The following is a 26,015-nucleotide window of genomic DNA, read 5'->3' on the forward strand; positions in this document are numbered from 1 at the left end:
TGGGACGGAACCCCCACGGTAAGCACGGCGACCGCTGCTGTCTTTGAGACGATTCTGAAAGTGCAAAGCCCTTGGGCTAATGGACGAAGCCGCCCTTGACGAAGCGGACCGGCTCGGCGTCCATGCGCAGCAGCAGGGCGGTCAGGCCATCGACGGGGGCATCGACCGATGGATCCGGAGACTGGCGCGGTCCCCCGGACGTGCACAGCAGGTCCGATTCGCGCCACGCGGCCTGCCCCGGCGCCCCTCGGGCCCGCAGCCAGCCCTGGCGGTCGCTCAGCAGGGCGGTGCCCGGCAAGGCCGCCGGGGACACGCCGGCAATGCGCGCCATCACCGCCCACGCCTCGGACGCGGCGGCGACGCAGCCGGCCCGGAACTGCGGCACCTCGGCGGGCGCGTGGCCATCCGGCGTCACCAGCAGGGTCAGGAAGCGCGGGTCCTCCATCGGCAGCGCCGCGCGGCTATCCACGGCCACCAGCCGCACCCGCTGCGTCCCGCGCCAGTCGGCCAGCGAGCGGGGCGCCGCGCCTTCGCATTGCACGGGCATGTCCGGCAGGGCCAGCGCCGTGGGCCACGTCCCCTGCAGGCGCGCGCCGGTGCCGGCGGACAGCGCCTTCATATAGTCGATGACGGCCCAGACATCGGCGTCGCTCAGCGTGGCGCCGAACGTGGGCATGGTCGGCTGGCCGTCGCGGCCCCGCATGCCGGCCACGATATGCCAGAACAGTTCGCCATCGGCGCGGCGGCCCAGCAGCGGGCCGGCGAGCGTCGGCGGCCAGCGCGACAGCGACGCCGCCAGCGGCCCCTCGCCCCGGCCATCGTCGCCATGGCAGGCCGCGCAGTGCCGGGTATAGACCCGTTCACCCCGCGCGATGGAGGCCACGGCGAAGGGGGTAGGACTGACGTGGAAGCTGGTGGGGGCGGCGGGGCCGAGGACGAGGTCGGGCGCCGGCCATGGAGCGAGGATCAGGGCGAGCGCGCCGGCGCCGAACGAGGCCAGCCGGCCCCGTCGCCATGCCAGCGCCAACATCAGCGCGAGCAGCGCGAATGCCATCGCCACGAGGCTCCACGCCAGTTGCCGGGCCAGCCCGGGATCGATCAGCAGCGTCTCGCCGGCAATGCGCCGTGCCCACGGCCACGCCGGCTGGCCGTGGCTATCGCCCGTCAGGCCCAGCGCGTGGCAGAGCCGCAGCAGCGCAAGCTGCGCCGCCTGCAGCCCCGCCAGCAGGTTGTTGAGCCAGACCGAAGCACCCATCACCAGCTGGCATCGAGCCCCAGATGGCGCAGCGCTTCATGCCGCAGCGCAGTCAGGCGCGGATCGCCGCGATGGCGCGGGTAGGGCAGGTCCACCACGATCTCCGCCGTGATGCGCGCCGGCCGCTGGCTGAAGACGATCACGCGCTGGGCCAGGAACAGCGCCTCCTCCACATCGTGCGTGACCAGCAGGGCCGAGAACCGCGCGCGCTGCCACAGTTCGACGAGATCGCTCTGCATGGTCAGGCGCGTCAGGGAGTCCAGCTTGCCGAGCGGTTCGTCGAGCACGAGCAGGCGCGGGTCGTTGACCAGCGCGCGGGCCAGCGCCACGCGCTGCGCCATGCCACCGGAGAGCTGGTGCGGAAACGCGCGGTCGAAGGCTTCCAGCCCCACGCGCCGCAGCGCCTCGTCCACGCGATGCCCCTCCTGCCGGGCGATGCCGCGTGCCTGCAGGCCGAGCGCCACGTTGGCGCGCACGCGGCGCCACGGGAAGAGCGTGGGGTCCTGGAAGACCACGATGCGCGACGGATCGGGCTCGGTGATCGGCGTGCCGTCCTGCAGGATCTGGCCGGACGTGGGCGCATCCAGCCCCGCCACCAGCCGCAGCAGCGTGGACTTGCCGCAGCCGCTCGGCCCCAGCAGCGCCACGAACTCGCCGGGCGCCACGCTCAGGTTCACGTTGTCCAATACGGGCAGGCGCTGGCCGGCATCGCCAAAGTCATGGCTGACGTTGCGGATGTCGATGCGGGCCCCGGCGCTGGCCTGGGCTGCCGGTGCTTCCGCCACGGGTTCACGTTCCAGCACGGCTACCATTTCACAGTTCCTTTCTGCCACGAGAGCGCGCGGTCGCGCACGGCGAACAACAGCGTGATGACGCTCGAGAACAGCAGCGCCATCACGATCAGCGCGGCGTACATGTTCACGTACGAAGCCCAGCCCTGCGCCCAGGTGAGGTACCAGCCCAGCCCGGACTTCACGCCCATCATCTCGGCGGTCACCAGCACAGAGAACGACGCGCCCAGCCCCATGAACAGGCCGACGAAGACCTGCGGCAGCGCGGCCGGAATCGCCACGCGCAGCACCAGGAACCAGCCGGAGGCGCCCAGCGTGCGCGCCACGTCGTAATAGCTCTTGTTGACGCTCGCCACGCCGGACCACGTGAGCACCGCCACGGGGAACGCGGTGGCCAGCGCAATCAGGAACACGGCGGCCGAGTAGCTCGACGGGAAGAAGTAGAAGGTCAGCGGCAGCAGGGCGGTGGAGGGCAGCGGACCCAGCACGCGCAGCACCGGGTGCACCCAGTAGCCGATGCGCCGCGACCAGCCAATCGACACGCCGATCAGGAAGCCCGCCACGCCGCCATAGGCCACGCCCAGCCCCAGCAGGCGGATGGTGTTGACGACACTGTCGCCCAGGCGGCGCCAGTCATCCACATAGACCTCGATCAGGGCCTGCGGCGGCGCGAAGAACGGCGTGGGCAGCAGCGCGGCCTTGGCGGTGAGAATTTCCCAGCCGAGGAAGCCGAGCGGCAACGCCACCAGCCACGGCCCGGTGGGGCGCAGGGTGGCCAGCATGCGGTGCAGCGGGGGGAGGCGCGATCCCGCCAGCGCCAGCCCGGCCAGCGCGGCAGCGACCACCAGCGCGGCGATGCCGAGTTCCTCGGTGTAGGCCCAGTCGGTGAAGCCGGCCACCTTGTTCGGCCAGCGCCAGGTGATGGCGCCGAACGCGGCCCAGGCCAGCGCGGCCAGGAGGCCGGTCGGCCAGAGGCGGCCCGGCCGGGCCACGGCGGCCTGGCGTGGCGCGTTGGCGGCGAGCGAGGCATGCCGGGTGTCGAGCGTGGAGGGACTCGTTGTGGTCATCGCATCATCCCAGTACGTTGGCGTAGACGTGCTGCGCCAGCCGCTTCGCGTCGGTGGACTTCTTCAGCACGCCGATCTTGCGGAAGTCGTCGGCATAGAAGGCGATTTCCTCCTGCAGGTCCACGCCGGTGGGGTGGTGGGTGTAGGTCAGCGTGGCGTAGAGCTTGCGCAGATCGTCCGGGCTGATCTTGGGCGAGTACTTGGCGAAGATCTTCGCGGCCTCGTTCGGGTTCTCGTTGACGAAATCCGTGGCCTGCACGATGGACCGCGCGAGTGCGGCGGCGGCCGGCTTGTCGTTGCGGACCAGATCGCCCCGGGCGCCGACCACGCAGCAGACCTTGCGCGCGTACTCGCCGGTCAGGTTGGTGGCCAGCTCCACGTAGGCGCCGTTGGTGCGTTTCTCCAGCAGGTAGAGATTGGGGTCGCCATCGGCAATCGCCTGGATCTCGCCCTTGTCGACGGCCACGCCGAGCAGGTCGGCCGGGTACTGGCGCCAGGTGATGTCGCGGTCGGGGTCGATGCCATTCTTGGCCAGCAGGATCGTGAAGAAGTGCTTGCCTGGTGCGGCCAGGTCGCTCACGCCCACGGTCTTGCCCTTGAGCGCCTGGAGGTTGGTCACCCCCGCCGCCTTGGCCCCCACCAGCCGCACGCAGCCGCCGTGGGAGCTGCCGATGATCTTGACGTCGAAGCCGGCTTCCAGCGGCTTGAGCCAGCGGTGGATCATGCCCACCGCCGCATCCGCCTTGCCGGTGGCAATCGACTCCAGCAGCTGGTCCGTGGAGCCGCTGTAGTTGATCAGATCCACCTGCAGGCCGTTCTTCTCGAAGAAGCCGCGCTCCTGCGCCACCACGATGGGCGTCAGGCAGAACGAATTCTGGTTCCACGCGAAGGTGAGCTTGCGCGGCGCCGACCACGCCTGCCGGCCCAGGATCAGCGCCGGGGCGGCGAGGGCGGCGCTGCCGGCCAGCCGCAGCACGCCGCGTCGGCGGGTGTTGGGCTGCGGCAGGTTGGGCGGATTCGATTCGTTGGATTGGCTCATGGTGTGGAAACTCCCCGTTTTCGTTGTTGTTGGGCGCAGGCGCAGGCGCAGGTGGCCTCAGGCGGCCTCAGGCGGCCTCAGGCGGCCTTGCGGCTGGCTTCCGCATCGCGGCGTGCCACCAGCTCCCGTACGCGTGGAATAAGCTCGCGGCCGTAGTCGATGGCGTCCTCCAGCGGGTCGAAGCCGCGGATCAGGAAGGTGGTCACGCCGACGTCGTAGTAAGCCAGCAGGGCCTCCGCCACCTGTTCGGGCGTGCCGACCAGCCCGGTGGAGTTGGAGCGGCCGCCGGTCTCGCGGGCGATGGCGGTCCAGAGGCGCTGGTCCACGCGATCGCCCTGTTCGGCGGCGGCCAGCAGGCGGCGCGCGCCTTCGCTCTGCTGCGGGCCGCCCCGGCTGTAGCCGGCCTGCACGCGCAGCGCGCGGGTCCGTTCGAGGATGTTGTCGGCACGCGCCCACGCTTTCTCTTCGGTCTCCGCCAGCACCGGGCGGAACGACACCGAGAAGCGCACCTCGCGCCCGTGCTTGGCGGCTTCCGCCCGCACGCGGGTAGTCAGTTCGCGCACCTGGTCGAGCGACTCGCCCCACAGCGCGTAGACATCGGCATGCTTGCCCGCCACGGTCAGCGCCGCCTCGGACGCGCCGCCGAAGTAGATCGGCACATGCGGTTTCTGGGCCGGCTTGACCTCCGAGAAGCCCTGCGTGAAGCGGTAGAACTCGCCGTCGTGGTCGAACGGCTTGTCCTCGGTCCAGATGCGCCGCAGGATGCCCAGGTACTCGTCCGTGCGCGCGTAGCGCTGGTCGTGATCGAGGAAATCGCCGTCGCGCGCCTGCTCGCTGTCGGAGCCGCCCGAGATGAAGTGCACCCCCAGCCGGCCGCCGCTGAACTGGTCGAGCGTGGCGATCTGGCGCGCCGCCAGCGTCGGCGCCGTGAAACCGGGGCGGTGCGCCAGCATGAAGTGGATGCGCTCGGTCACGGCCGCCGCGTAGGCAATCGTCAGCGTGGCCGACGGGCCGGTGGAGTGGTGCGGCACCAGGACGCGGTCGAACCCGGCCTGCTCATGGGCCTGGGCGAACGCGCGCACATAGTCGCGGTCGATCACGGGGCCCGAGGGCGGATGGATCTCGGACTGCTTCTGGCTCTGGATCATGCCGATGAAATCGACGCTCATGGCGCGGGCCTCCTTGCGGGCGGTGTCAGGAATGACGAGCAAAGTACGCCCGGCGGGCGGTGGCCCCAAACGAATAAAAACGCGGCTCGATATGCGGCAGAAACCGTCGCTCGATATGCGATATGCGTCGTTATCGGCGCGGCGGGCGCGCGGTACGCTATGCGGCACTCATCGCACGATGCTTTCCCGAGATCCCCCATCATGGCTTCGACTTCCCCGCGTACCACCCTGCGCCGCCTGCCTGCGAGCGAGCCCCGGCTGGCCGAGTTGCTGGCGACGCTGACCGCCCGGCTGGCTACCACCGCCGCGCGCCATGACGCAGACGGCAGCTTCCCGCACGCGAACTTCGAGCTGCTGCACGAACATGGCCTGATCGCCCAGGTGGTGCCGCGCGACTACGGCGGTGGTGGGGCGGGGCTGGCGGAGGCACGCCGGATCATCGCGGCCGTGGCGGCCGGCGACCCGGCCACGGCGCTTGTCCTGACCATGACCTATCTCCAGCATCGCGCCATCGGCCGGGCCGATTCGCGCTGGCCCGAGGTGGTGCGCCGCGAGGTCTTCGCCAGCGCGGTGGAAGAGGGCGCGCTGATCAACTCGCTGCGCGTGGAGCCGGAACTCGGCTCGCCGGCGCGCGGCGGCCTGCCGGGCACCGTCGCCACGCGCGTTGGCGACCGCTGGCGCATTCGCGGCCACAAGCTCTACACCACCGGCATTCCGGCGCTGCGCTGGCTGGCCGTGTGGGGCCGCACGCACGAGCCGGAGCCGCGCGTGGGCATCTTCCTGGTGCCGAAGCCATCGGCCGACACGCCGGGCATCCGCGTGGTGGAGAGCTGGAATCACCTCGGCCTGCGCGCGTCCGGCAGCCATGAAACCGTGTTCGAGGACGTGTGGATTCCGCTCGACCATGCGGTGGACATCCGCCGGCCCGAGGCCTGGGCGCCAGCCGGGGCCAGCCAGGCCGACGTGGACGCCAATGCCGACCAGCAGGCGTGGATGGTGGGCCTGCTCGGCACGCTCTACGACGCCGTGGCGCGGGCCGGCTTCGACTGGATCCGCAGCTTCGTGCAGGACCGCGCGCCGGGCAGCCTGGGTGCGCCGCTCGCCACCCTGCCGCGCGTGCAGGAGACCATCGGCGAGATCGCCGCGCTGCTCCGTACCAACCAGGTGTTGCTCGACGATGCCGCCGCGCGGGCCGATGCCGGCACGCTGGCCTCGGCGACGGACAGCGGGCTGCTGAAGTACACCGTCACCGGCAATGCGATCCGGGCGGTGGAGCTGGCGCTGCAGCTGTCGGGCAATCACGGCCTGAGCCGCAACAATCCGCTCGAACGGCACTATCGCGATGTGCTTTGCAGCCGCATCCACACGCCGCAGAACGACGCCATCCTGACCGCCGCCGGCCGCGCCGCGCTGGCCGGTTGACCCATATCGGAACGATGGCTTCGTGCTATGTTTAAGGCCGCTGTTCGAGACAGGGCCGCAGCGATCGTCGCCATCCACAGACGGCCCACCGAACGGGATCACCGCGCGGACCACCGAGGAGACACGGGATGCACGACGCCCTGACACACCCCACGCACCCAGCGCGTACGCTCACGCCGCTGCGCGAGTTCATCACCGGTCTCTCGGCGCTGCTCGACCAGCAGCCCGATGAGCCCCGCATCCTGGCCGAAGGCGGCGCGCTGCTCGCCACGCTGGTGGCGCGCGACGACTGGCTGCCCGACGCCTTCGCCCAGCCGCACCCTGAGTACTACCAGCAGGTCCTGCTCCATTGCGATTCCGCCGAGCGGTTCTCGATCGTCAGCTTTGTCTGGGGGCCGGGGCAGCGCACGCCCATCCACGACCACACGGTCTGGGGGCTGATCGGCATGCTGCGCGGGGCCGAGTATTCGCAGCCGTACCGGATCGATGCCGAAGGCCGCCCGCAGTTGGACGGCGCGGCCACGCGGTTGGAGCCGGGCCACGTGGAGGCGGTGTCGCCCACGGTGGGGGACATCCACCGTGTGCACAACGCCTACGAGGACCGCGTCTCCATCAGCATCCACGTGTACGGCGCCAATATCGGCGCGGTGCGGCGGCACGTCTACCCGGAGGCGGGCGAGCGCAAGCCGTTTATCTCCGGCTATTCCAATTCCACCCTGCCCAATCCCTGGGATCGATCGAAGGAACCCGTTTCGTCATGACCGCTTTGCCCTCCGTCATTCCCGCCGTGTTTCCCGCCGTCTCCAGCCTGTCCGTGCGGCAGGCGCTGCTCGGCCGCGCCGAGATCGCGCTGATCGACGTGCGCGAGGAAGACCCCTACGCCCAGGAGCATCCGCTCTGGGCGGCGAACTTCCCGCTCTCGAAGCTCGAACTGGAAGCGTGGCGACGGATTCCGCGCCGCGACACGCGGATCGTCGTCTATGGCGAGCATGCCGGTGAGGATCTGGCGCCGCGCGCGGCGGCGGTGCTGCACGGGTTGGGCTATACGGATGTGTCGCGGCTGGACGGCGGGCTGGCGGCCTGGATCGCCGCCGGCGGCGAGGTGTTCCGCGACGTGAATGTGCCGAGCAAGTCGTTCGGCGAGCTGGTGGAGGCGAAGCGCCATACGCCGTCACTGGCCGCGCAGGAAGTGCAGGCGCTCATCGACGAACGTGCCGATGTGGTCATCGTGGACGCGCGCCGCTTCGACGAATACCAGACCATGAGCATCCCCACGGCCACCAGCCTGCCCGGCGCGGAACTGGTGTTGCGCGTGCGGGAACTGGCGCCGGACCCGCAGACGCGGGTCATCGTGAACTGCGCGGGCCGGACGCGCAGCATCATCGGCACGCAATCCTTGATCAATGCCGGCCTGCCGAACCCGGTGGCGGCGCTGCGCAACGGCACCATCGGCTGGACGCTGGCGGGGCAGACCCTCGACCACGGCGCCAGCCGGCGCGCGCCGGTGGCGGTGGACGCCGCCCACTGCGAGCGGGCCCGTAGCGGCGCCCGGGCGATTGCCGACAAGGCCGGCGTGCAACGGATTGCCCACGACGCCGTGGCGACGCTGGCCCAGCCGGGGCGGACGCTGTACCGCTTCGACGTCCGCACGCCCGAGGAATACGCCGATGGCCACCTGCCGGGCTTCGCCAGCGCGCCGGGCGGCCAGCTGGTGCAGGAAACCGACCACAGCGCCCCGGTGCGCGGCGCACGGATCGTGCTGGCCGACGACGACCACGGCGTGCGCGCCGACATGACGGCTTCGTGGCTGGCGCAGATGGGCTGGGAAGTATTCGTGGTGGAGCCGGCGGGCGAACATGCTCGCAGCGAGCGCGGCACGTCGGCGGCGCTGGTGCCGGAAGCGGATGCCGTCGATTCCGTCTCGCCAGCCGAACTCGCGAAATGGCTAGAGGATGCGAGCGAGGGCGACATCGCCGTGCTCGACGTGACGGCCAGCGCCAATTACGTCAAGCGCCATATCCCAGGCGCCTGGTTTGCCATCCGCGCCCAACTGGCGCAGGCGCTGGCGACGATCCCTCCGGCAAAACGCTATGTGCTGACCTGCGGCACCAGCCAGCTCGCCCGCTTTGCGGCGGCGGACCTGAAGCGGCTCACATCGGCGCAGGTGGTGGTGCTGGAAGGTGGCACCACGGCCTGGATCGACGCTGGCCTGCCGCTGGAATCCGGCGAAACCCGCCTGGCCGTGCCGAGAACCGACCGCTACCGCCGCCCGTACGAAGGCACCGACAACGCATCGGCCGCCATGCAGGCCTACCTCGACTGGGAATTCGGCCTCATCGCCCAACTCGACCGCGACGGCACGCACTTCTTCGAGGTGGTTTGACGACGGGCTAAGCCCGCGGCTGCAACGCAATCAACGCCATGCCGGCAAGGCACACCACCGCGCCGGCCACATCCCAACTCGTCAGCCGCACCCCATCCACCACCCGCAACCACACCAGCGCCACGACGATATACATGCCGCCATAGGCGGCATACGTCCGCCCGGCAGCGGTGGGGTGGAGGGTTAGCAGCCAGGCGAACAGGGCGAGGGAAATTGCGGCGGGGATTAGCAGCAGCGCGCTCTTCCCCTGCTTGAGCACCAGCCACGGTAGGTAGCAACCGACGATCTCGGCAACAGCGGTGATGGCGAAGAGAAGGGTGAGGCGGAGCATTTAGGGAGGGAAAGCGGACGGGATGGCGCGATTGTGCCAGAGGGCACCGTGAATCCAACTTCGGCGGCGCCCCAAAGCAAAAAGGACCTGGGCTTTCGCCTCAGATCCTTTTTGGTCACCGTATTCTGGTGGGTGGTACAGGGATTGAACCTGTGACCCCTGCCGTGTGAAGGCAGTGCTCTACCGCTGAGCTAACCACCCCTTGCTGCGTCGGCGTCGTTGTTGCGTGACGTCGTGCAGTGGAGAAACGAGATTATGCAGATGCCGCAGTATCTTGTAAAGCCCTTTTTTCGGCATTCCGCGAAAAACTTCGCGGGTTACTGCAGCGTCGGCGTCGCTTCGGCGGCGTCCTGCCAGACGGTCTTGCCGCCGCTGGCCTTGTCGAGCTCCTTCAGCACGCCCATGTGGGCGGTGACTTCGTCGTCGGTGGCCAGCAGCACGGGCAGGGTCAGGGCGGAGAGGTCCGCCGCGGCCTGGGCGCCGGCGCCGTGGGGGCCGGCGTCGAGCATGTCGATGACCAGCGAGTTCTGGCCGCGCGTCATGGCCAGGTAGACTTCGGCGAGCAGTTCCGCGTCCAGCAAGGCGCCGTGCAGGGTGCGGTGGGCGTTGCTGATGCCGAGGCGGTCGCACAGGGCATCGAGCGAATTCCGCTTGCCCGGGAACATCTGGCGTGCCTCGCGCAGCGTATCGATCACGTTGGCGGCGTGCGAGCGGAAGGGCTGGTGGCCCAGCCGCTGGAATTCCATGTCGAGGAAGCCCAGGTCGAACGCCGCGTTGTGGATGATCAACTCGGCGTCCTGCACGAATTCGCGGATGTCGTGGACGACTTCGGCGAATTTCGGCTTGTCGGCCAGGAAATCGAGCGTGATGCCGTGGACGGCGATGGCGTCCTCGTGGATGTCGCGCTCGGGGTTGACGTAGTAGTGCAGGTGGCGGCCGGTCAGGCGCCGGTTCACCAGTTCCACGCAGCCAATTTCGATCAGGCGATCGCCGGTGGCGTGGTTCAGGCCGGTGGTTTCGGTGTCGAGAACGATCTGTCGCATGGCGGGCATTCTAACGGAGACGGGGTGGTTACACGGCGATGGACGCCACGCCGCGATTCGCCAGCGCGTCGGCCCGCTCGTTGCCCGGGTGGCCGTTGTGGCCGCGCACCCAGTGCCAGGAAATGGTGTGCGGCTGGCGCGCTTCGTCGAGTTGCTGCCACAGGTCGGCGTTCTTCACCGGCTTCTTGTCGGCCGTCTTCCAGCCGCGCGCCTTCCAGCCGGTGATCCACTCGCTGATGCCTTTCTGGACGTATTGCGAGTCCGTATAGACCTGGACCACGCACGGACGCTTCAGGGAGCGCAGCGCCTCGATCACGGCCATCAGCTCCATGCGGTTGTTGGTGGTCGGGTTCTCGCCGCCGAACAGTTCTTTCTCATGGGTGCCCGCGATGAGCACGGCGCCCCAGCCGCCGGGGCCGGGGTTGCCCTTGCAGGCACCGTCGGAGTAAATCGTAACTTCTTGCATGGCGTGGTCGATGGGTTCAGCGATGGTCGCGCGGCGTCTTGCCGTGCGTGCCGGTGGGCGTGGCCACCGGGGCGGAGACTGGCGCCAGCGCGGATTTCGGACTTTTCCAGGCCGGGCCGACGAGTCGGATGTTCTTCACCCGCTTGACCGCCGAGATCATGTAGACGGCGCCGAAGATGGGCCACCAGCGGTCGCCGGCCTTCTCCATGAACGCGCTGCGTTGCAGCCAGCGCTCGGTGCGGTAGGGCGGGCAGTAGCAGCCAAAGCGGCCGCGAATGATATCGAACCCGAGCAGCTTGAGCCAGTCCTTGATGCGAACGAAACCCATGGTCTGGGCGTCGCTGGGCAGGAAGGGCAGGGCGCCGAGCCGGTTCAGGCCCTGGCGGGCGCCCCACAGGCTCATCGGGTTGAAGCAGGTCACCACGATGCGGCCTTCGGGCATCAGCACGCGGGAGACCTCGCGCAGCACTTCGTGCGGATCTTCCGAGAATTCCAGGATGTGGGGCAGGGTGACGAGGTCGATGCTCTGGGTGTCGAACGGCAGCTCGTCGAAGCGGCACAACAGTTGGCGGGCGTCCGGATGGGCGTCGCGCGGGCCGTGGGGGCCGGCGCGGCCGTCCAGCGCCAGTGCCGAGAACGGCATACGGTTCTCGCGCAGCGTGTCGATGGCGGGCAGGCCCATCTGCACGGCGTGATAGCCGAAGATGTCCGCCACGACCTGGTCGTACTGGCGCGACTCCCATTCCAGCACGTACTGGCCGGGCGGCGAGGCGAGCCATTCTTCCCAATCTATAATCGGTCGGTTGGACATAGGAGCACTCATGTTGAAAGTGGAGCCAATCCCCGCATTCCAGGACAACTATATCTGGGCGATCCATGACGGGCATAGCGCCGCCATCGTCGACCCCGGCGAGGCTGCGCCCGTGGCGCGATTCCTGGCCGAGCGCGGGCTGGCACTGGGCGCTATTGTAATCACCCATCACCATGGCGATCACCAGGGTGGGGTGGCGGACCTGCTGGCGGACCATCCCAAGGGGCCCGATGGCGCCCCGGTGCCGGTGGTCGGGCCGGCCGGCGAACGTATCGGCCACCGCACCCAGGCGGTGCGCGAGGGCGACACGGTGACGCTGCGCCATCCGGCTGCCACCTTCCGGGTGATCGACGTACCGGGGCACACCGCCGGCCATGTGGCCTATGCGGGCGACCTGCCCGGCGCCGGCCCGGTGGTCTTCTGCGGCGACACCCTGTTCGCCAGCGGCTGCGGGCGGCTGTTCGAGGGCACGCCGGCGCAGATGCTGGCCTCGCTGGACAAGCTCGCCGCGCTGCCGGGCGACACCCGCGTCTACTGTGCCCACGAGTACACGCGCAGCAATGTGCGCTTTGCGCAGGCGGTGGAGCCGGCCAATGCGGACCTCGCCGCCTGGGCGGCCCGCGTGGATGCGCTGCGCGAAGCTGGCACGCCCACCGTGCCGACTACCGTGGCGCACGAGCGCGCGGTCAATCCGTTCCTGCGCTCGCGCGAGCCGGCAGTGCGCCGGGCCGTCCAGGCCCAGGGGGCGGATATGAGTACCGACGCGGCGGCTTTCGGCGCGCTGCGCGGCTGGAAGGACAACTTCCGCTGAGCGGGCGCAGGGCTTCCGCTGACCCCGGGCCGGCGCGCGGGGAGGGATCGAAAAGGACATCGAATTTGTCCGAAACAGGCCGGCAGATCGGCCGATCGCGGGAAAATCTCATTGACGCCAACGGGGCTTTTCCATAGGATCGGGCCACCTTTTTTTGGCGTCACTTCAGAGAAATTCATGCAATTTGGTCGATTTCTGGCGGTAGTTGCGTGTGCGGCGCTGGTTGCAGCCTGCGCCAGCACACCCACCCCGCCCGCCGGCGAGATGGCCGGCACGACGACCGCCCTCGAATCCGGTCCGCCCAAGGACCCGCTCAATACGCTCAACAGCACCGGCAAGGCCGGCTCGCTGGCCAGCACCACCGTGGTCAACGTGGACCAGGTCAGCCTCGACTGGCTGCGCGGCCCGTCGAACGATATCTGGGACCGCATTCGCCGTGGCTTTGCCATGCAGGACCTCGAGGGCACGCTGGTCGACGACCGCACCCAGTGGTACGCGGCACGCCCTGACTATATGGAGCGGATGGTGGGGCGGTCGAGCCGCTACCTGTACCACATCGTGGAAGAGTTGGAGCGGCGCAAGATGCCCACGGAACTGGCCCTGCTGCCGTTCGTGGAGAGCGCGTTCAATCCGCAGGCGGAATCCACGGCCAAGGCGGCCGGCATGTGGCAGTTCATCCCGAGCACGGGCAAGTCCTACAACCTCAAGCAGAACATGTTCCGCGACGAGCGGCGCGATGTGCTGGCTTCCACGGATGCCGCGCTCGACTATCTCTCGCGCCTGTACGACATGTTCGGCGACTGGCACCTGGCCCTGGCCGCGTATAACTGGGGCGAGGGCGCCGTGTCGCGGGCCATCGCGCGCAACCAGGCGCGCGGGCTGCCCACGGACTACGCCAGCCTGACCATGCCGAACGAGACGCGCTACTACGTGCCCAAGCTGCAGGCGGTGAAGAACATCATCGCCAACCCGGCCGCGTACGGCGTGAAGCTGCCCGAGATCCCCGATCACCCGTATTTCGTCACGGTGACCACCTCGCGGGACATCGACGTGGCGCTGGCCGCCAAGCTCGCCAACATGCCGCTGGACGAGTTCAAGGCGCTGAACCCCTCGTTCAACCGCCCGGTGATCCTCGGCGCGGCCAATCCGCAGATCCTGCTGCCGTTCGATAACGCCGAGCGCTTCCAGTTCAACCTCAATACGTACCGGGGCGGGCTGTCGAGCTGGACGGCGGTGACCGTGGACAGCCGCGAGCGCGTGGAGTCGCTGGCCGCGCGGCTCAATGTCGATGCGGACACGCTGCGTGAGATCAACCGCATTCCCAAGGGCATGCGCCTGAAGGCTGGCTCGACGGTGATGATTCCGCGCTCGGAGCGGCATGACCAGGACATCAGCGCCTCGCTGGTGGACACGGCGATGCTGTCCGTGGAGCCGGATGTGCCCGATGCCAAGCGCATCGTCGTGCGGGCCAGCCGCCGCGACACGGTGGTGTCGGTGGCGCGCCGCTACGGTGTTTCGCCGCGCCAGGTGCAGTCGTGGAACAAGCTGTCGGGCAGCAAGCTCGTGGCGGGCCAGAGCCTCGTGCTGATGGTGCGGCCCAACTCGCCGGCCGCCGCCCGCGTCGCGCGTGACGACGATGACGACACCCCGGTGCGTGCCGCCACCCGTGGCAAGCCGGAGCCCAAGGGCCACACCGTCAACAAGTCCGCCAAGGCGGAAAAGACCGAGAAGGCCGAGCCGCGCAAGCGCGTGGTGGTGGAAGCCACCCCGCGCAAGGGCGCGGCCAAGCCCGCATCCAAGGCCGCGCCGGCCAAGGTCGTGCGCGAGGCCAAGCCGTCGCCGGCGCCCAAGGCCAGCGCCAGCAGCAAGAGCAAGGTCCACTGAGACCGGGAGACGCCGCGCCCCTTCCATGGCGGCGCGGCGTCTCTTTCCCCGCAGTCTTCCCCCCCAGCTTCACCCCGAGCTTCACCCCGAGCTTCACCCCATTTCCCCCGATAGACCGGCGCCGCACGCGCTGGCACACTGGCCGTCGACCAAAGACACGCCGGATAAGGCGGAGGAGACACACCATGACGGCAAGCCGTGCCCTGCATGCGCGATCGCTGTCCGACCCGGCGGGGTTCTGGGCGGAACAGGCGAAGCGGATCGACTGGGAAACGCCCTTCGAAACGGTACTCGACGACAGCCGGCCGCCCTTCGCCCGCTGGTTCGTCGGCGGGCGCACCAACCTCTGCCACAACGCCATCGACCGCCATCTGGCGGACCGCGCCGGCCAGCGCGCGCTGATCTACGTGTCGACGGAGACGGACCAGCAGCGCGTCTACACCTACGCCCAGCTCCACGACGAAGTGCAGCGCATGGCCGCCATCCTGCAGGGGCTCGGCGTGGGCAAGGGCGACCGCGTGCTGGTGTACATGCCGATGATTCCCGAGGCGATGTTCGCGATGCTGGCCTGCGCCCGCATCGGCGCCGTGCATTCGGTGGTCTTCGGCGGGTTTGCCTCGGTGAGCCTCGCCGCGCGCATCGACGATGCCAAGCCGAGCGTGATCGTCAGCGCCGACGCGGGCTCCCGCGCCGGCAAGGTGGTGCCCTACAAGCCGTTGCTGGACGAGGCGATCCGGCTGGCCGGCCATCATCCCGACAAGGTCCTGCTGGTCAATCGTGGCCTCGCGGACATGCCGGTCACCGCTGGCCGCGACGAGGACTACGCCGCCTGGCGCGAGCGCGTGGCCGGGCAGGTGGTGCCCTGCGCCTGGCTGGAGTCGAGCGAGCCTTCGTACGTGCTCTACACCTCCGGCACCACCGGCAAGCCGAAGGGCGTGCAGCGCGACACCGGCGGCTATGCGGTGGCGCTGGCCACGTCGATGGAATACATCTTCTGCGGCAAGCCCGGCGACACGATGTTCACGGCATCGGATATCGGCTGGGTGGTGGGGCACAGCTACATCGTCTACGCGCCGCTGCTGGCGGGCATGGCCACGGTCATGTACGAAGGCACGCCGATCCGGCCCGATGGCGGCATCCTCTGGCAGATCGTGGCGGAGCACGGCGTGAACATCATGTTCAGCGCGCCCACGGCGATCCGCGTGCTCAAGAAGCAGGACCCGGCGCTGCTGCGGCGCCACGACCTGTCCAGCCTGCGGCTGCTGTTCCTGGCCGGCGAGCCGCTGGACGAACCTACCGCGCGCTGGATCCAGGACGGCATCGGCAAGCCCGTGGTGGACAACTACTGGCAGACCGAGTCCGGCTGGCCGATCATCGCCATCCAGCGCGGCGTGGAGCCGCTGCCGCCCAAGCTCGGCTCCCCCGGCGTACCGGCCTATGGCTACGACCTGCGCATCGTGGATGAGGTGACCGGCGAGGAATGCGCGCCGAACCAGAAGGGCGTGGTGGCCATCGACTATCCGCTGCCGCCGGGCTGCATGAGCACGATCTGGGGCGACGACGCGCGCTTCGTGAAGACCTACTGGTCCGCCGTGCCGAATCGCCAGTGCTACTCGACCTTCGACTGGGGCGTGCGCGACGAAGACGGCTACGTCTTTATCCTGGGCCGCACCGACGATGTGATCAACGTGGCGGGGCACCGGCTGGGCACGCGCGAGATCGAGGAAAGCCTGTCCTCGCACGCCGGCGTGGCCGAGGTGGCCGTGGTGGGCGTGCAGGACGCGCTCAAGGGGCAGGTGGCGATGGCGTTCTGCATCGCCCGTGACGCGGCGCGCACCGCTACGCCGGCGGACTGCCAGGCGCTGGAGGGCGAGCTGATGAAGACGGTGGACCAGCAACTGGGCGCGGTGGCGCGGCCGGCGCGGGTCTATTTCGTCAACGCACTGCCCAAGACGCGTTCCGGCAAGTTGCTGCGCCGCGCGATCCAGGCCGTGGCCGAGGGCCGCGACCCCGGCGACCTGACCACAATTGAGGATCCCACAGCACTTGAGCAGGTCAAGACCGCCATGGCGGGCTGACTGCCTATATATATAGGGGCGAAGTCTGCACGGCTCGGGGAGGCATCCTTCGACCGCGCAGATTTCGCTTGCCACGACTTCCCATGCGGCCTAATATTTTAAGCATCAAATATTTAACCATGATGTAGTGAGGCGACCCTATGCGCGTGCTTTGCATTGGTGGTGGGCCATCGGGCCTGTATTTCGGGCTGCTGATGAAGCTGCAGGACCCCGCCAACGACGTAGTGGTGGTGGAGCGCAACCGGCCGTACGACACGTTCGGCTGGGGCGTGGTGTTCTCCGATGCCACGCTCGAGAACCTGCGCCAGGCCGACCCCGTGAGTGCGCGCGAGATCGACGCCGCGTTCAACCACTGGGACGACATCGACATCCATATCGGCGGCCGCACCATCCGCTCGGGCGGCCACGGCTTTATCGGCATCGGCCGCAAGCGGCTGCTGAACATCCTCCAGGCGCGCTGCGAGGCGCTGGGCGTGCGGCTCGTGTTCGAGACCGATGTGGCCGATGACCAGGCGCTGGCGCGCCAGTACGGCGCCGATCTGGTGATTGCCTGCGATGGGATCAACAGCCGCATCCGCACGCGTTACGCCGAGACCTTCGCGCCGGACATCGACACCCGCCAGTGCCGCTTCGTCTGGCTCGGCACGCACAAGCTGTTCGACGCCTTCACGTTCGCGTTCGAGAAGACCGAGCACGGCTGGTTCCAGGCTCACGCGTACCGCTTCGACGACACCACGTCCACGTTTATCGTCGAAGCCCCGGAGCGCGTCTGGCGCGACGCTGGCATCGAGCAGATGAGCCAGGAAGAGGGCGTGGCCTTCTGCGAGCGCCTGTTCGCGCGCCATCTGGACGGCCATCCGCTCATCAGCAACGCCACCCACCTGCGCGGCTCGGCCAACTGGATTCGCTTCCCGCGTGTGATCTGCCATCGCTGGGTGCACTGGAACACGCTGGACGATGGGCGCCGGGTGCCGGTCGTGCTGATGGGCGACGCGGCGCATACGGCGCATTTCTCGATCGGCTCGGGGACCAAGCTGGCGCTGGAGGATGCAATCGACCTCGCCAACGCCATCGGACGCGCGCACGGCGGCATCGACGGCCTGCCCGAGGCGTTGACGCACTATGAGGCCACTCGCAGCGTGGAGGTGCTCAAGATCCAGAACGCCGCGCGCAACTCCACGGAATGGTTCGAGAACGTGGAGCGCTACGCGGACAGCCTCGCGCCGGAGCAGTTCGCCTACTCCTTGCTCACCCGCTCGCAGCGCATCTCCCACGAGAACCTGCGTGTACGCGATGCCGGCTACGTGGCGGACTTCGAACAATGGCTGGCCGCCCAGGCCGGCGTGCCGCCCGAGACGCTGCACCTGCGCGCCGCCGATCCCCAACACGGCCTGCCGCCGATGTTCACGCCGTACCGCGTGCGCGGCGTCACCCTCAAGAACCGCGTGGTGGTCAGCCCGATGGCGATGTATTCGTCGGTCGATGGCGTGCCGGGCGATTTCCACCTCGTGCACCTGGGCGCGCGGGCGCTGGGCGGGGCGGGCATGGTCGTGGCCGAGATGACCTGCGTGTCCCCGGACGCGCGGATCACGCCGGGCTGCCCCGGGCTGTGGAACGACACCCAGCGCGATGCGTGGCGCCGGATCGTCGATTTCGTCCACGCCAACAGCGACGCGAAGATCGCCATCCAGCTGGGCCATGCGGGCCGCAAGGGCTCGACCCAACTGGGCTGGGAGAAGATGGACTATCCGCTGGCCGAGGGCAACTGGCCGCTGATCTCCGCGTCGCCGCTGCCCTATCTGCCCGGGATCTCGCAGATGCCGCGCGAGATGACGCCCGCCGACATGGCGCAGGTGCGCGATGACTTCGTGGCCAACGCGCGCCGCGCGGCGGAGGCGGGCTTCGACTGGCTGGAGTTGCACTGCGCCCACGGCTACCTGCTCTCCAGCTTCATCTCGCCGCTGACCAACCTGCGCACCGATGCCTATGGCGGCACGCTGGCGAACCGGCTGCGCTTTCCGCTCGAAGTCTTTACCGCCGTGCGCGCGGTCTGGCCGGCGGAGCGGCCGATGTCGGTGCGGATTTCCGCGCACGACTGGGTGGAGGGCGGCATTACCGCCGACGACGCGGTGGCCATCGCGCGCGCGTTCAAGGCGGCCGGCGCGGACATGATCGACTGCTCTTCCGGGCAGGTCAGCCCCGATCAGGCGCCCGTCTATGGCCGGATGTACCAGACGCCGTTCGCGGACCGCATCCGCAACGAGGCTGGCATTGCGACGATTGCCGTCGGCGCCATCTTCGAGGCCGACCATGTGGACAGCATCGTCGCAGCGGGCCGGGCCGACCTGTGCGCGATTGCCCGCCCGCATCTGGCCGACCCGGCCTGGACGCTGCACGAGGCCGCGCGGCTCGGCTTCCGAAACGTAACCTGGCCGAAGCAGTACGTGGCCGGCAAGCGCCAGCTCGAAACCAATATGGAGCGCGCGGCGGCCACGGCCGGCGTGCCGCCGGGGAAGTGACCATGAGCCTATCCCCATCGCCATCATTGATTGGCAAGCACGCGCTCGTCACCGGCGGCGGACGCGGCATCGGGGCCGCCATCGCGCGTCAGTTACTGGGCGAAGGGGCCAGCGTGACGCTGCTGGGCCGCGACGCTGCCACGCTCGACGCCACCGTCACCGCGCTGCAGGCGCACCGGCTCGGCGACGCCTCGGTGGGCGCCGTGTGCGCCGACATCGCCGAGCCCGCCAGCGTGGAAGCCGCCTTTGCCGCCGCCACCGAGGCGCGCGGCGCCATCACCGTGCTGGTCAACAACGCCGGGCAGGCGCACAGCGCGCCGTTCGGCAAGACTGATCTCGCGCTGTGGCAGCGCATGCTCGACGTCAACCTGACCGGCACCTTCCTGTGCACGCAGGCCGCGCTGCCGGCGATGCTGGACGCGGGCTGGGGGCGCATCGTCAACGTGGCGAGCACGGCAGGGCTGATCGGCTACGGCTACGTCAGCGCCTACTGCGCGGCCAAGCACGGCGTGATCGGCCTCACGCGGGCGCTGGCGCTGGAGCTGGCCGCCAAGGGCATCACCGTCAACGCGGTCTGCCCCGGCTACACCGAAACCGACATCGTGCGCGACGCGGTGGCGAATATCGTCGGCAAGACCGGCCGCACCGAGGCCGAGGCCCGGGCCGAACTGGCCGCACGCAATCCGCAGCGCCGGCTGGTGCAGCCGGACGAGGTGGCCGATGCCGTGGCGTGGCTGTGCCGCCCCTCGGCGTCCGCCATCACCGGGCAGGCCGTGCCCGTGGCGGGCGGCGAGGTCATGGCCGGCTGACATCGAACAAATTCGAGAGGGAGAGAGACAACCCATGAGCGAGATCGCACTGCACATGCACCACCACAAGCGCCCGTTTGCCGACTACCAGCCCAGGCACTTCCTGTGGACGGTGTCCGGCGACGGCAAGGTGGCCACCATCACGCTGAACCGGCCAGAGCGCAAGAACCCGCTGACCTTCGATTCGTACGCGGAGCTGCGCGACCTGTTCCGCGGTCTCTGCTACGCCACCGACATCAAGGCCGTGGTGGTGACCGGCGCGGGCGGCAATTTCTGCTCGGGCGGCGATGTGCACGAGATCATCGGCCCGCTCACCAAGATGAGCATGCCCGAGCTGCTCGATTTCACCCGCATGACCGGCGACCTGGTCAAGGCGATGCGCGCCTGCCCGCAGCCGGTGATCAGCGCCATCGACGGCATCTGCGCCGGGGCCGGGGCGATGATGGCGCTGGCCTCGGATCTGCGCCTCGGCACCCCGCAGGCGAAGACGGCCTTCCTGTTCGTGCGCGTGGGGCTGGCCGGCGCGGACATGGGCGCGTGCTCGCTGCTGCCGCGCGTGATCGGACAGGGCCGGGCGAGCGAGCTGCTCTACACGGGTCGCGCGATGACCGCCGAGGAAGGCCAGCAATGGGGCTTCTTCAACGCGCTGCACGCGCCGGACGCCGTGCTGGCCGCTGCCCAGACGCTGGCCGCCCAGATCGCGGCGGGGCCGACCTTTGCCCATGGCGTGACCAAGAAGCTGCTGCATCAGGAATGGAACATGGGGCTGGACGAAGCCATCGAGGCCGAGGCCGAGGCGCAGGCCATCTGCATGCAGACGAAGGACTTCCGCCGCGCCTACGACGCCTTCGTGGCGAAGCAGAAGCCGGTATTCGAGGGCGATTGAGGCTGATTGAGGCCGGGGAGCATCCATGAGCGACAAGACCTACATCGACCTGCCGTTTTTCGACGATGCGCACCGGGCGCTGGAGCGTGACCTCGATGCGTGGTGCCGCACCGCGCTGGCCCACGTCGATCACACCGATACGGACGCCGCCTGCCGCGCGCTGGTGCGGCAACTCGGCGACGCCGGCTGGCTGCGCTACTGCGTGCCGGCCGCCCATGGCGGCGCGCTGCCGGCGCTGGACTCGCGCGCGCTGTGCCTGCTGCGCGAAACGCTGGCCCACCACGATGGGCTGGCCGACTTCGCCTTCGCGATGCAGGGGCTGGGCTCGGGTGCGATCACGCTGGCCGGCAGCGACGCCGTGCGCGCCCACTACCTGCCGCGCGTGGCCCGCGGCGAGGCCATCGCCGCGTTCGCGCTGTCGGAGCCCGAAGCCGGCTCCGATGTGGCGGCGATGCAATGCAGCGCGCGGTTGTCCGAGGACGGCAGCCACTACGCGCTGAACGGCAGCAAGACGTGGATTTCGAACGGCGGCATCGCCGATTTCTACTGCGTGTTCGCCCGTACCGGCGAGGCGCCGGGCGCGCGCGGCATCACCGCCTTCGTGGTGGATGCCGACACGCCGGGCCTGCGCATCGCCGAGCGGATCGACGTGATCGCCCCGCATCCGCTGGCCACGCTGCAATTCGACGATTGCCGCGTGCCCGTGGGCCAGCGGCTGGGCGAGGCGGGGCAGGGCTTCAAGGTGGCGATGATGACGCTCGACATCTTCCGCGCCTCGGTGGCGGCGGCTGCGCTGGGCTTCGGCCGCGCGGCGCTGGACGATGCGCTGGCGCGGGCCACCAGCCGCCCGATGTTCGGCGGCGTGCTGGCGGACCTGCAACTGACGCAGGCCGCCATCGGCGACATGGCCACGGCGGTGGATGCCGCCGCGCTGCTCACCTACCGTGCCGCGTGGCTGCGCGACGTGCGCGGCGTGCGCACCACCCGGGAGGCAGCCATGGCCAAGATGGTGGCCACCGAGAACGCCCAGCAGGTCATCGACCGTGCCGTGCAGATGTTCGGCGGGCTCGGGGTGAAGGTCGGCACGCGCGTGGAAAGCCTGTATCGCGAGATCCGCTCGCTGCGGATCTACGAGGGCGCCACCGAGGTGCAGAAGCTGATCATCGCGCGCGAGACGCTGGCCGCGGCCGAGCGCAGCCGGTCGTAAATCGACGAAAACAGGAGAGACAAGCATGGTCGCCCCCGCCCCTGCCACCGCCGCTTCCACTTCCACGCGCGATACCGTGGTCGACACCTTCGCTCGCGACCGCCTGCCGCCGCCCGAGCAATGGCCCGAATTCCGCTTCAACGCCGACACCACCTATCCGGCGCGGCTGAACGCCGCCGAGGCGCTGGTGGACCACCACGTGGCAGCCGGGCAGGGCGCCCGCGTGGCCATTCGGCACGAGCGCGACGGCCGCATCGAGACCGTGACCTATGCCGAACTGGCCGCGCTGGTCAGCCGCATTGCCCATGTGCTGGTGGAAGACATGGCGCTGGTGCCCGGCAACCGCGTGCTGCTGCGCGGGCCGAACAACCTGATGATGGCGGCCTGCTGGCTGGCCACGCTCAAGGCCGGGCTGATCGCCGTGCCGACCATGCCGCTGCTGCGCGCGAAGGAGCTGAAGCAGGTCATCGACAAAGCCGAGGTGGGCGCGGCGCTCTGCGATGCCCGGCTCCAGGCCGAACTCGACGCCAACCGGCTGGCCGGCGGCGAGCACTTCTGCCCCAGCCTGAAGACGGTGCGCTACTTCAACGGCGCCGGCCCGGACGCGCTGGAGACGGCGCTGGCCAGCAAGCCCGACACCTTCACCGCCTGCGACACCGCTGCCGACGACACCTGCCTGATCGCCTTCACCAGCGGCACCACCGGCCAGCCCAAGGGCACGATGCACTTCCACCGCGACGTGCTGGCGATGTGCGACCTGTTCCCGCGCCATGTGCTCAAGCCCACGGCGGACGACATCTTCTGCGGCACGCCGCCGCTGGCGTTCACCTTTGGGCTGGGCGGCATGCTGTGCTTTCCGCTGCGGATCGGGGCGAGCACGGCGCTGGCCGAGAAGCTCACGCCCGAGACGCTGCTGAAGCTGATCCAGGACCATCGCGCCACCATTGTCTTCACGGCGCCGACCTTCTATCGCCAGATGGCGACGCTGGCGCCCCAGTTCGACCTGTCCAGCCTGAAGAAAAGCGTCTCCGCCGGCGAGGCACTGCCGGACGCCACGCGCCAGGCGTGGAAGGCGGCCACCGGCATCGAGATGACCGATGGGCTGGGCGGCACCGAGATGATGCACATCTTCATCTCCAGCGCCGGCGCCGACGTGCGCCCCGGCGCGGTGGGCCGCGTGGTGCCGGGCTACGAGGCCCGCATCGTCGATGAAGCCATGCAGCCGGTGCCGCCGGGCACGGTCGGCAAGCTGGCCGTGCGCGGGCCCACGGGCTGCCGCTACCTGGACGACCCGCGCCAGACCAACTACGTGCGCGATGGCTGGAACCTGCCGGGCGACACCTTCCTGGCCGACGCCGATGGCTACTACTTCTATCAGGCGCGCTCGGACGACATGATCATCTCGGCCGGCTACAACATCGCCGGACCCGAGGTGGAAGGCACGCTGATGCGCCACGAGGCCGTGGCCGAGTGCGGCGTGGTGGGCGCGCCGGACCCGGAGCGCGGGCAGGTGGTGATGGCCTACGTGGTGCTGCGCCCCGGCGTGGAGCCCGGCGACGCCATGCGCGCCGCGCTGCAGGCCTACGTGAAGCGCGAGATCGCGCCCTATAAATACCCGCGCCGGATCGAGTTCGTGGCCGCGCTGCCGCGCACCGAGACGGGCAAGCTGCAACGGTTCCGGCTGCGCCAGCTGGCGACCGAGACCGCCGAGACCGGCGCGGAAGGCACCAAGCCATGAGTGACGTGTTCCGCAACACGGTGCGGGTGCGCTTCAAGCACTGCGACACGGCCGGCATCGTGTTCTATCCGCGCTACTTCGAGATGCTCAACGACTTCATCGAAGACTGGTTCGCCGATGGGCTCGACTGGCCGTTCGACGCCATGCACCTCGCCGGCCACGCCGGCGTGCCGACCGCCGAACTGCAATGCCGCTTTACCGCGCCGAGCCGGCTGGGCGAACTGCTGACCCGCGAGTTGCGTGTGACGCACATCGGACGGACCAGCTTCGCCATCGACACCCGCTTCGCCGGGCCGGACGGCGAGACGCGCCTGACCGTGGGCCAGCGGCTCGTCTGCGTCGATACCCAAACCATGACGCCAACGCCGCTGCCCGACCGGGTACGCATCGCGATGGCGCGTTTCCTTCATCCCCACGCATAACCGGATCGTCATATGTTGAAAACGCTGCAACCGCCCGACTGGGCACCGCCCCGGGGCTACGCCAACGGCATCCTCGCCGAGATGACGGTAGGCAGCCGCCTGATCTTCGTCGGCGGTCAGATCGGCTGGAATGCCCAGTGCGAGTTCGAGACCGACGACTTCGCGCTGCAGGTCGCGCAGACCCTGCGCAATATCGTTGCGGTGCTGGCGGCGGGCGGGGCTCGCCCCGAGCACATCGCGCGCATGACCTGGTACGTGAAGGACAAGGCCGCGTACGTGGGCGCGTACAAGGACATCGGTCAGCACTATCGGGAAATCATCGGCCGGCACTTCCCGGCGATGACGGCGGTGGAGGTGGCGGACCTCGTGGAGCCGCGCGCCCAGGTGGAGATCGAGGTCACGGCGGTGGTGCCGGCGGACGTGTCGGCAGGTTAGTGGCGGCGCTGTATATAACCGATCACGGCAGGGCTTGCCATCGCAAGTCCTTGAAAACTTGAGAAATTGGGCACGGCGGGATATAATTCGAAAGTTTCGCTTTCAGAACCCTTCACCCTAGCGCCTACCGTATTCCACCTTCCGCCGCCCCATCCGCGCGCGCCGTTCGTGCACTACAAAAAGTGACGAATGAGACGCAGCCGGCCGGTCCCTCGCCCATGCGCGCGAGGCGCCGCCCCGGGGCACGAGGCGTTGAGCAGGTCGGTCACGGGGTGAGTCCAGCAGGAGCCTACCCGTGTTACCGTCTTTTCCGTCCGCCATTCTCGCGCTTGCAGACGGCACGGTCTTTCGTGGCTATTCCATCGGCGCTTCCGGCCATACCATCGGCGAAGTGGTGTTCAACACCGCTCTCACCGGTTACCAGGAAATCCTCACCGACCCGAGCTATTCCCGGCAGATCGTCACGCTGACGTATCCGCATATCGGCAATGTCGGGGTGAATCGTGAGGACGTCGAAGCCACGAAAGTCCATGCCGCCGGCCTGATCATCAAGGATCTGCCGATTCTGGCCTCGAGCTTCCGCAAGGAACACACGCTCGCCCACTACCTCAAGCAGGAAAAGGTGGTGGCCATTGCCGGCATCGATACCCGCAAGCTGACCCGTATCCTGCGCGAGAAGGGTGCCCAGAACGGCTGCATCCTGGCTGGCGAGGACAACGTCCAGCGCGCCATCGACCTGGCCCGCTCGTTCCCCGGCCTGGCCGGCATGGACCTGGCCAAGGTGGTGTCGGTCAAGGAACCGTACGAGTGGACCCAGAACGAGTGGAAGCTCGGCGAGGGCTACGGCAAGCTGGACAAGCCGCAGTTCCACGTGGTGGCCTATGACTACGGCGTCAAGTTCAACATCCTGCGCATGCTGGCCGAGCGCGGCTGCAAGGTCACGGTGCTGCCGGCCCAGGCCAGCGCCGCCGATGCCCTGGCGCTGAATCCGGACGGCATCTTCCTGTCCAACGGCCCCGGCGACCCCGAGCCGTGTGACTACGCCGTGGCTGCCACGCGTGAGTTCATCGCCCGTGGCATTCCCACCTTCGGCATCTGCCTGGGTCACCAGATCATGGCCCTGGCCGTGGGCGCCAAGACCCTCAAGATGAAGTTCGGCCACCATGGCGCGAACCATCCGGTCAAGGACATGGACGATGGTCGTGTGGTGATTACGTCGCAAAATCACGGTTTTGCCGTGGATGCCGACACGCTGCCGGCCAACGTGCGCGTCACGCATACGTCGCTGTTCGACGGCTCGCTGCAGGGCTTCGCGCTGACGGACAAGCCGGCGTTCTGCTTCCAGGGTCACCCGGAAGCATCGCCCGGCCCGCACGACGTGGCCTACCTGTTCGACCGCTTCATCAAGCTGATGAAGGACGCGAAGCAGTAAGCCGCCGCGAACGAGAA

Annotated in this window: 23 protein-coding genes and 1 tRNA gene; 14 read left to right on the top strand and 10 right to left on the bottom strand. The window is 69.0% G+C overall.

Annotated elements, in window-relative coordinates:
* Positions 1-76: 76 nt before the first annotated feature.
* The 5 genes from AC1DFU_RS14510 to AC1DFU_RS14530 all read right to left on the bottom strand — a co-directional run bounded on the left by AC1DFU_RS14510 (position 77) and on the right by AC1DFU_RS14530 (position 5,321).
* Entirely contained in the window at positions 77-1,255 is a 1,179-nt protein-coding gene (locus AC1DFU_RS14510) for a c-type cytochrome (protein ID WP_441590515.1), read from the bottom strand.
* Positions 1,255-2,067 (bottom strand): ABC transporter ATP-binding protein, encoded by an 813-nt coding sequence (locus AC1DFU_RS14515; protein WP_092289852.1) that lies wholly within the window; start codon positions 2,065-2,067, stop codon positions 1,255-1,257. Before AC1DFU_RS14515 ends, AC1DFU_RS14510 begins: the two co-directional genes overlap by 1 nt.
* On the bottom strand, positions 2,061-3,113 hold the full coding sequence (locus AC1DFU_RS14520) for an ABC transporter permease (RefSeq protein ID WP_441590514.1): 1,053 nt from the start codon (positions 3,111-3,113) through the stop codon (positions 2,061-2,063). Before AC1DFU_RS14520 ends, AC1DFU_RS14515 begins: the two co-directional genes overlap by 7 nt.
* Positions 3,114-3,117: 4 nt before the next feature.
* Positions 3,118-4,152 (bottom strand): ABC transporter substrate-binding protein, encoded by a 1,035-nt coding sequence (locus AC1DFU_RS14525; RefSeq protein WP_092289849.1) that lies wholly within the window; start codon positions 4,150-4,152, stop codon positions 3,118-3,120.
* A gap of 77 nt (positions 4,153-4,229) precedes the next feature.
* A complete protein-coding gene (locus AC1DFU_RS14530) occupies positions 4,230-5,321 on the bottom strand; it encodes an LLM class flavin-dependent oxidoreductase (RefSeq protein ID WP_441590513.1) in 1,092 nt (363 codons plus the stop codon).
* A 201-nt stretch (positions 5,322-5,522) separates the two neighbouring features.
* On the opposite strand from AC1DFU_RS14530, the gene AC1DFU_RS14535 reads away from it, so the two are divergent.
* The 3 genes from AC1DFU_RS14535 (at position 5,523) to AC1DFU_RS14545 (ending at position 9,126) form a co-directional block, all read left to right on the top strand.
* A complete protein-coding gene (locus AC1DFU_RS14535) occupies positions 5,523-6,743 on the top strand; it encodes an acyl-CoA dehydrogenase family protein (protein ID WP_441590512.1) in 1,221 nt (406 codons plus the stop codon).
* A gap of 128 nt (positions 6,744-6,871) precedes the next feature.
* On the top strand, positions 6,872-7,504 hold the full coding sequence (locus tag AC1DFU_RS14540; protein WP_092289844.1) for a cysteine dioxygenase family protein: 633 nt from the start codon (positions 6,872-6,874) through the stop codon (positions 7,502-7,504).
* The gene (locus tag AC1DFU_RS14545; protein WP_441590511.1) at positions 7,501-9,126 is read left to right on the top strand and encodes a rhodanese-related sulfurtransferase; all 1,626 of its coding nucleotides are present in this window, start codon (positions 7,501-7,503) and stop codon (positions 9,124-9,126) included. The genes AC1DFU_RS14540 and AC1DFU_RS14545 overlap by 4 nt, the downstream gene beginning before the upstream one ends.
* 7 nt (positions 9,127-9,133) lie before the next feature.
* Here AC1DFU_RS14545 and AC1DFU_RS14550 read toward each other — a convergent pair whose 3' ends face one another.
* From AC1DFU_RS14550 to AC1DFU_RS14570, 5 genes are all read right to left on the bottom strand, one after another.
* Positions 9,134-9,457 (bottom strand): YnfA family protein, encoded by a 324-nt coding sequence (locus AC1DFU_RS14550; protein ID WP_092289840.1) that lies wholly within the window; start codon positions 9,455-9,457, stop codon positions 9,134-9,136.
* A 126-nt stretch (positions 9,458-9,583) separates the two neighbouring features.
* A tRNA-Val gene (locus tag AC1DFU_RS14555) sits at positions 9,584-9,658 on the bottom strand.
* 116 nt (positions 9,659-9,774) lie between these two features.
* Entirely contained in the window at positions 9,775-10,500 is a 726-nt protein-coding gene (gene dnaQ, locus AC1DFU_RS14560) for a DNA polymerase III subunit epsilon (RefSeq protein WP_092290837.1), read from the bottom strand.
* Positions 10,501-10,528: 28 nt separating this feature from the next.
* On the bottom strand, positions 10,529-10,966 hold the full coding sequence (gene rnhA / locus AC1DFU_RS14565) for a ribonuclease HI (RefSeq protein WP_092289838.1): 438 nt from the start codon (positions 10,964-10,966) through the stop codon (positions 10,529-10,531).
* Between the two features lie 16 nt (positions 10,967-10,982).
* Entirely contained in the window at positions 10,983-11,777 is a 795-nt protein-coding gene (locus tag AC1DFU_RS14570) for a class I SAM-dependent methyltransferase (protein WP_092289837.1), read from the bottom strand.
* A gap of 10 nt (positions 11,778-11,787) precedes the next feature.
* Between AC1DFU_RS14570 and gloB the strand changes: the two genes are divergently transcribed.
* The 11 genes from gloB to carA all read left to right on the top strand — a co-directional run bounded on the left by gloB (position 11,788) and on the right by carA (position 25,998).
* Positions 11,788-12,588: a hydroxyacylglutathione hydrolase gene (gene gloB / locus AC1DFU_RS14575; RefSeq protein WP_092289835.1), complete on the top strand. Its 801-nt coding sequence runs from the start codon at positions 11,788-11,790 to the stop codon at positions 12,586-12,588.
* Between the two features lie 177 nt (positions 12,589-12,765).
* A complete protein-coding gene (locus AC1DFU_RS14580) occupies positions 12,766-14,472 on the top strand; it encodes a transglycosylase SLT domain-containing protein (protein ID WP_441590510.1) in 1,707 nt (568 codons plus the stop codon).
* Between the two features lie 185 nt (positions 14,473-14,657).
* Complete coding sequence (locus AC1DFU_RS14585; RefSeq protein WP_441590509.1) at positions 14,658-16,550, top strand: propionate--CoA ligase; 1,893 nt, start codon at positions 14,658-14,660, stop codon at positions 16,548-16,550.
* Positions 16,551-16,690: 140 nt separating this feature from the next.
* Positions 16,691-19,069 carry a bifunctional salicylyl-CoA 5-hydroxylase/oxidoreductase gene (locus AC1DFU_RS14590; RefSeq protein ID WP_441590508.1) on the top strand — a complete coding sequence of 793 codons (2,379 nt, stop codon included), beginning with the start codon at positions 16,691-16,693 and terminating at the stop codon, positions 19,067-19,069.
* A gap of 2 nt (positions 19,070-19,071) precedes the next feature.
* Positions 19,072-19,878 carry an SDR family NAD(P)-dependent oxidoreductase gene (locus tag AC1DFU_RS14595; RefSeq protein ID WP_441590507.1) on the top strand — a complete coding sequence of 269 codons (807 nt, stop codon included), beginning with the start codon at positions 19,072-19,074 and terminating at the stop codon, positions 19,876-19,878.
* Between the two features lie 34 nt (positions 19,879-19,912).
* On the top strand, positions 19,913-20,764 hold the full coding sequence (locus tag AC1DFU_RS14600) for an enoyl-CoA hydratase family protein (RefSeq protein ID WP_092289825.1): 852 nt from the start codon (positions 19,913-19,915) through the stop codon (positions 20,762-20,764).
* A 25-nt stretch (positions 20,765-20,789) separates the two neighbouring features.
* A complete protein-coding gene (locus tag AC1DFU_RS14605) occupies positions 20,790-21,971 on the top strand; it encodes an acyl-CoA dehydrogenase family protein (RefSeq protein WP_441590506.1) in 1,182 nt (393 codons plus the stop codon).
* A 25-nt stretch (positions 21,972-21,996) separates the two neighbouring features.
* On the top strand, positions 21,997-23,709 hold the full coding sequence (locus AC1DFU_RS14610; RefSeq protein WP_441590505.1) for an AMP-binding protein: 1,713 nt from the start codon (positions 21,997-21,999) through the stop codon (positions 23,707-23,709).
* Positions 23,706-24,131, top strand: coding sequence for an acyl-CoA thioesterase (locus AC1DFU_RS14615; protein ID WP_441590504.1), 426 nt, complete (start codon positions 23,706-23,708; stop codon positions 24,129-24,131). The genes AC1DFU_RS14610 and AC1DFU_RS14615 overlap by 4 nt, the downstream gene beginning before the upstream one ends.
* Before the next feature lie 12 nt (positions 24,132-24,143).
* The gene (locus tag AC1DFU_RS14620; protein WP_441590503.1) at positions 24,144-24,566 is read left to right on the top strand and encodes a RidA family protein; all 423 of its coding nucleotides are present in this window, start codon (positions 24,144-24,146) and stop codon (positions 24,564-24,566) included.
* A gap of 295 nt (positions 24,567-24,861) precedes the next feature.
* Positions 24,862-25,998, top strand: a complete 1,137-nt coding sequence (gene carA, locus AC1DFU_RS14625) for a glutamine-hydrolyzing carbamoyl-phosphate synthase small subunit (RefSeq protein WP_092289815.1) — start codon at positions 24,862-24,864, stop codon at positions 25,996-25,998.
* Positions 25,999-26,015 lie beyond the last annotated feature (17 nt).

This window comes from Cupriavidus sp. 10L45, from assembly GCF_056395225.1.

Bases quoted from the DNA above. Each gene is read 5' to 3' on its own strand.
- AC1DFU_RS14510 (WP_441590515.1), bottom strand. From the start codon at position 1,255: ATGGGTGCTTCGGTCTGGCTCAACAACCTGCTGGCGGGGCTGCAGGCG.
- AC1DFU_RS14515 (WP_092289852.1), bottom strand. From the start codon at position 2,067: ATGGTAGCCGTGCTGGAACGTGAACCCGTGGCGGAAGCACCGGCAGCC.
- AC1DFU_RS14520 (WP_441590514.1), bottom strand. From the start codon at position 3,113: ATGACCACAACGAGTCCCTCCACGCTCGACACCCGGCATGCCTCGCTC.
- AC1DFU_RS14525 (WP_092289849.1), bottom strand. From the start codon at position 4,152: ATGAGCCAATCCAACGAATCGAATCCGCCCAACCTGCCGCAGCCCAAC.
- AC1DFU_RS14530 (WP_441590513.1), bottom strand. From the start codon at position 5,321: ATGAGCGTCGATTTCATCGGCATGATCCAGAGCCAGAAGCAGTCCGAG.
- AC1DFU_RS14535 (WP_441590512.1), top strand. From the start codon at position 5,523: ATGGCTTCGACTTCCCCGCGTACCACCCTGCGCCGCCTGCCTGCGAGC.
- AC1DFU_RS14540 (WP_092289844.1), top strand. From the start codon at position 6,872: ATGCACGACGCCCTGACACACCCCACGCACCCAGCGCGTACGCTCACG.
- AC1DFU_RS14545 (WP_441590511.1), top strand. From the start codon at position 7,501: ATGACCGCTTTGCCCTCCGTCATTCCCGCCGTGTTTCCCGCCGTCTCC.
- AC1DFU_RS14550 (WP_092289840.1), bottom strand. From the start codon at position 9,457: ATGCTCCGCCTCACCCTTCTCTTCGCCATCACCGCTGTTGCCGAGATC.
- dnaQ (WP_092290837.1), bottom strand. From the start codon at position 10,500: ATGCGACAGATCGTTCTCGACACCGAAACCACCGGCCTGAACCACGCC.
- rnhA (WP_092289838.1), bottom strand. From the start codon at position 10,966: ATGCAAGAAGTTACGATTTACTCCGACGGTGCCTGCAAGGGCAACCCC.
- AC1DFU_RS14570 (WP_092289837.1), bottom strand. From the start codon at position 11,777: ATGTCCAACCGACCGATTATAGATTGGGAAGAATGGCTCGCCTCGCCG.
- gloB (WP_092289835.1), top strand. From the start codon at position 11,788: ATGTTGAAAGTGGAGCCAATCCCCGCATTCCAGGACAACTATATCTGG.
- AC1DFU_RS14580 (WP_441590510.1), top strand. From the start codon at position 12,766: ATGCAATTTGGTCGATTTCTGGCGGTAGTTGCGTGTGCGGCGCTGGTT.
- AC1DFU_RS14585 (WP_441590509.1), top strand. From the start codon at position 14,658: ATGACGGCAAGCCGTGCCCTGCATGCGCGATCGCTGTCCGACCCGGCG.
- AC1DFU_RS14590 (WP_441590508.1), top strand. From the start codon at position 16,691: ATGCGCGTGCTTTGCATTGGTGGTGGGCCATCGGGCCTGTATTTCGGG.
- AC1DFU_RS14595 (WP_441590507.1), top strand. From the start codon at position 19,072: ATGAGCCTATCCCCATCGCCATCATTGATTGGCAAGCACGCGCTCGTC.
- AC1DFU_RS14600 (WP_092289825.1), top strand. From the start codon at position 19,913: ATGAGCGAGATCGCACTGCACATGCACCACCACAAGCGCCCGTTTGCC.
- AC1DFU_RS14605 (WP_441590506.1), top strand. From the start codon at position 20,790: ATGAGCGACAAGACCTACATCGACCTGCCGTTTTTCGACGATGCGCAC.
- AC1DFU_RS14610 (WP_441590505.1), top strand. From the start codon at position 21,997: ATGGTCGCCCCCGCCCCTGCCACCGCCGCTTCCACTTCCACGCGCGAT.
- AC1DFU_RS14615 (WP_441590504.1), top strand. From the start codon at position 23,706: ATGAGTGACGTGTTCCGCAACACGGTGCGGGTGCGCTTCAAGCACTGC.
- AC1DFU_RS14620 (WP_441590503.1), top strand. From the start codon at position 24,144: ATGTTGAAAACGCTGCAACCGCCCGACTGGGCACCGCCCCGGGGCTAC.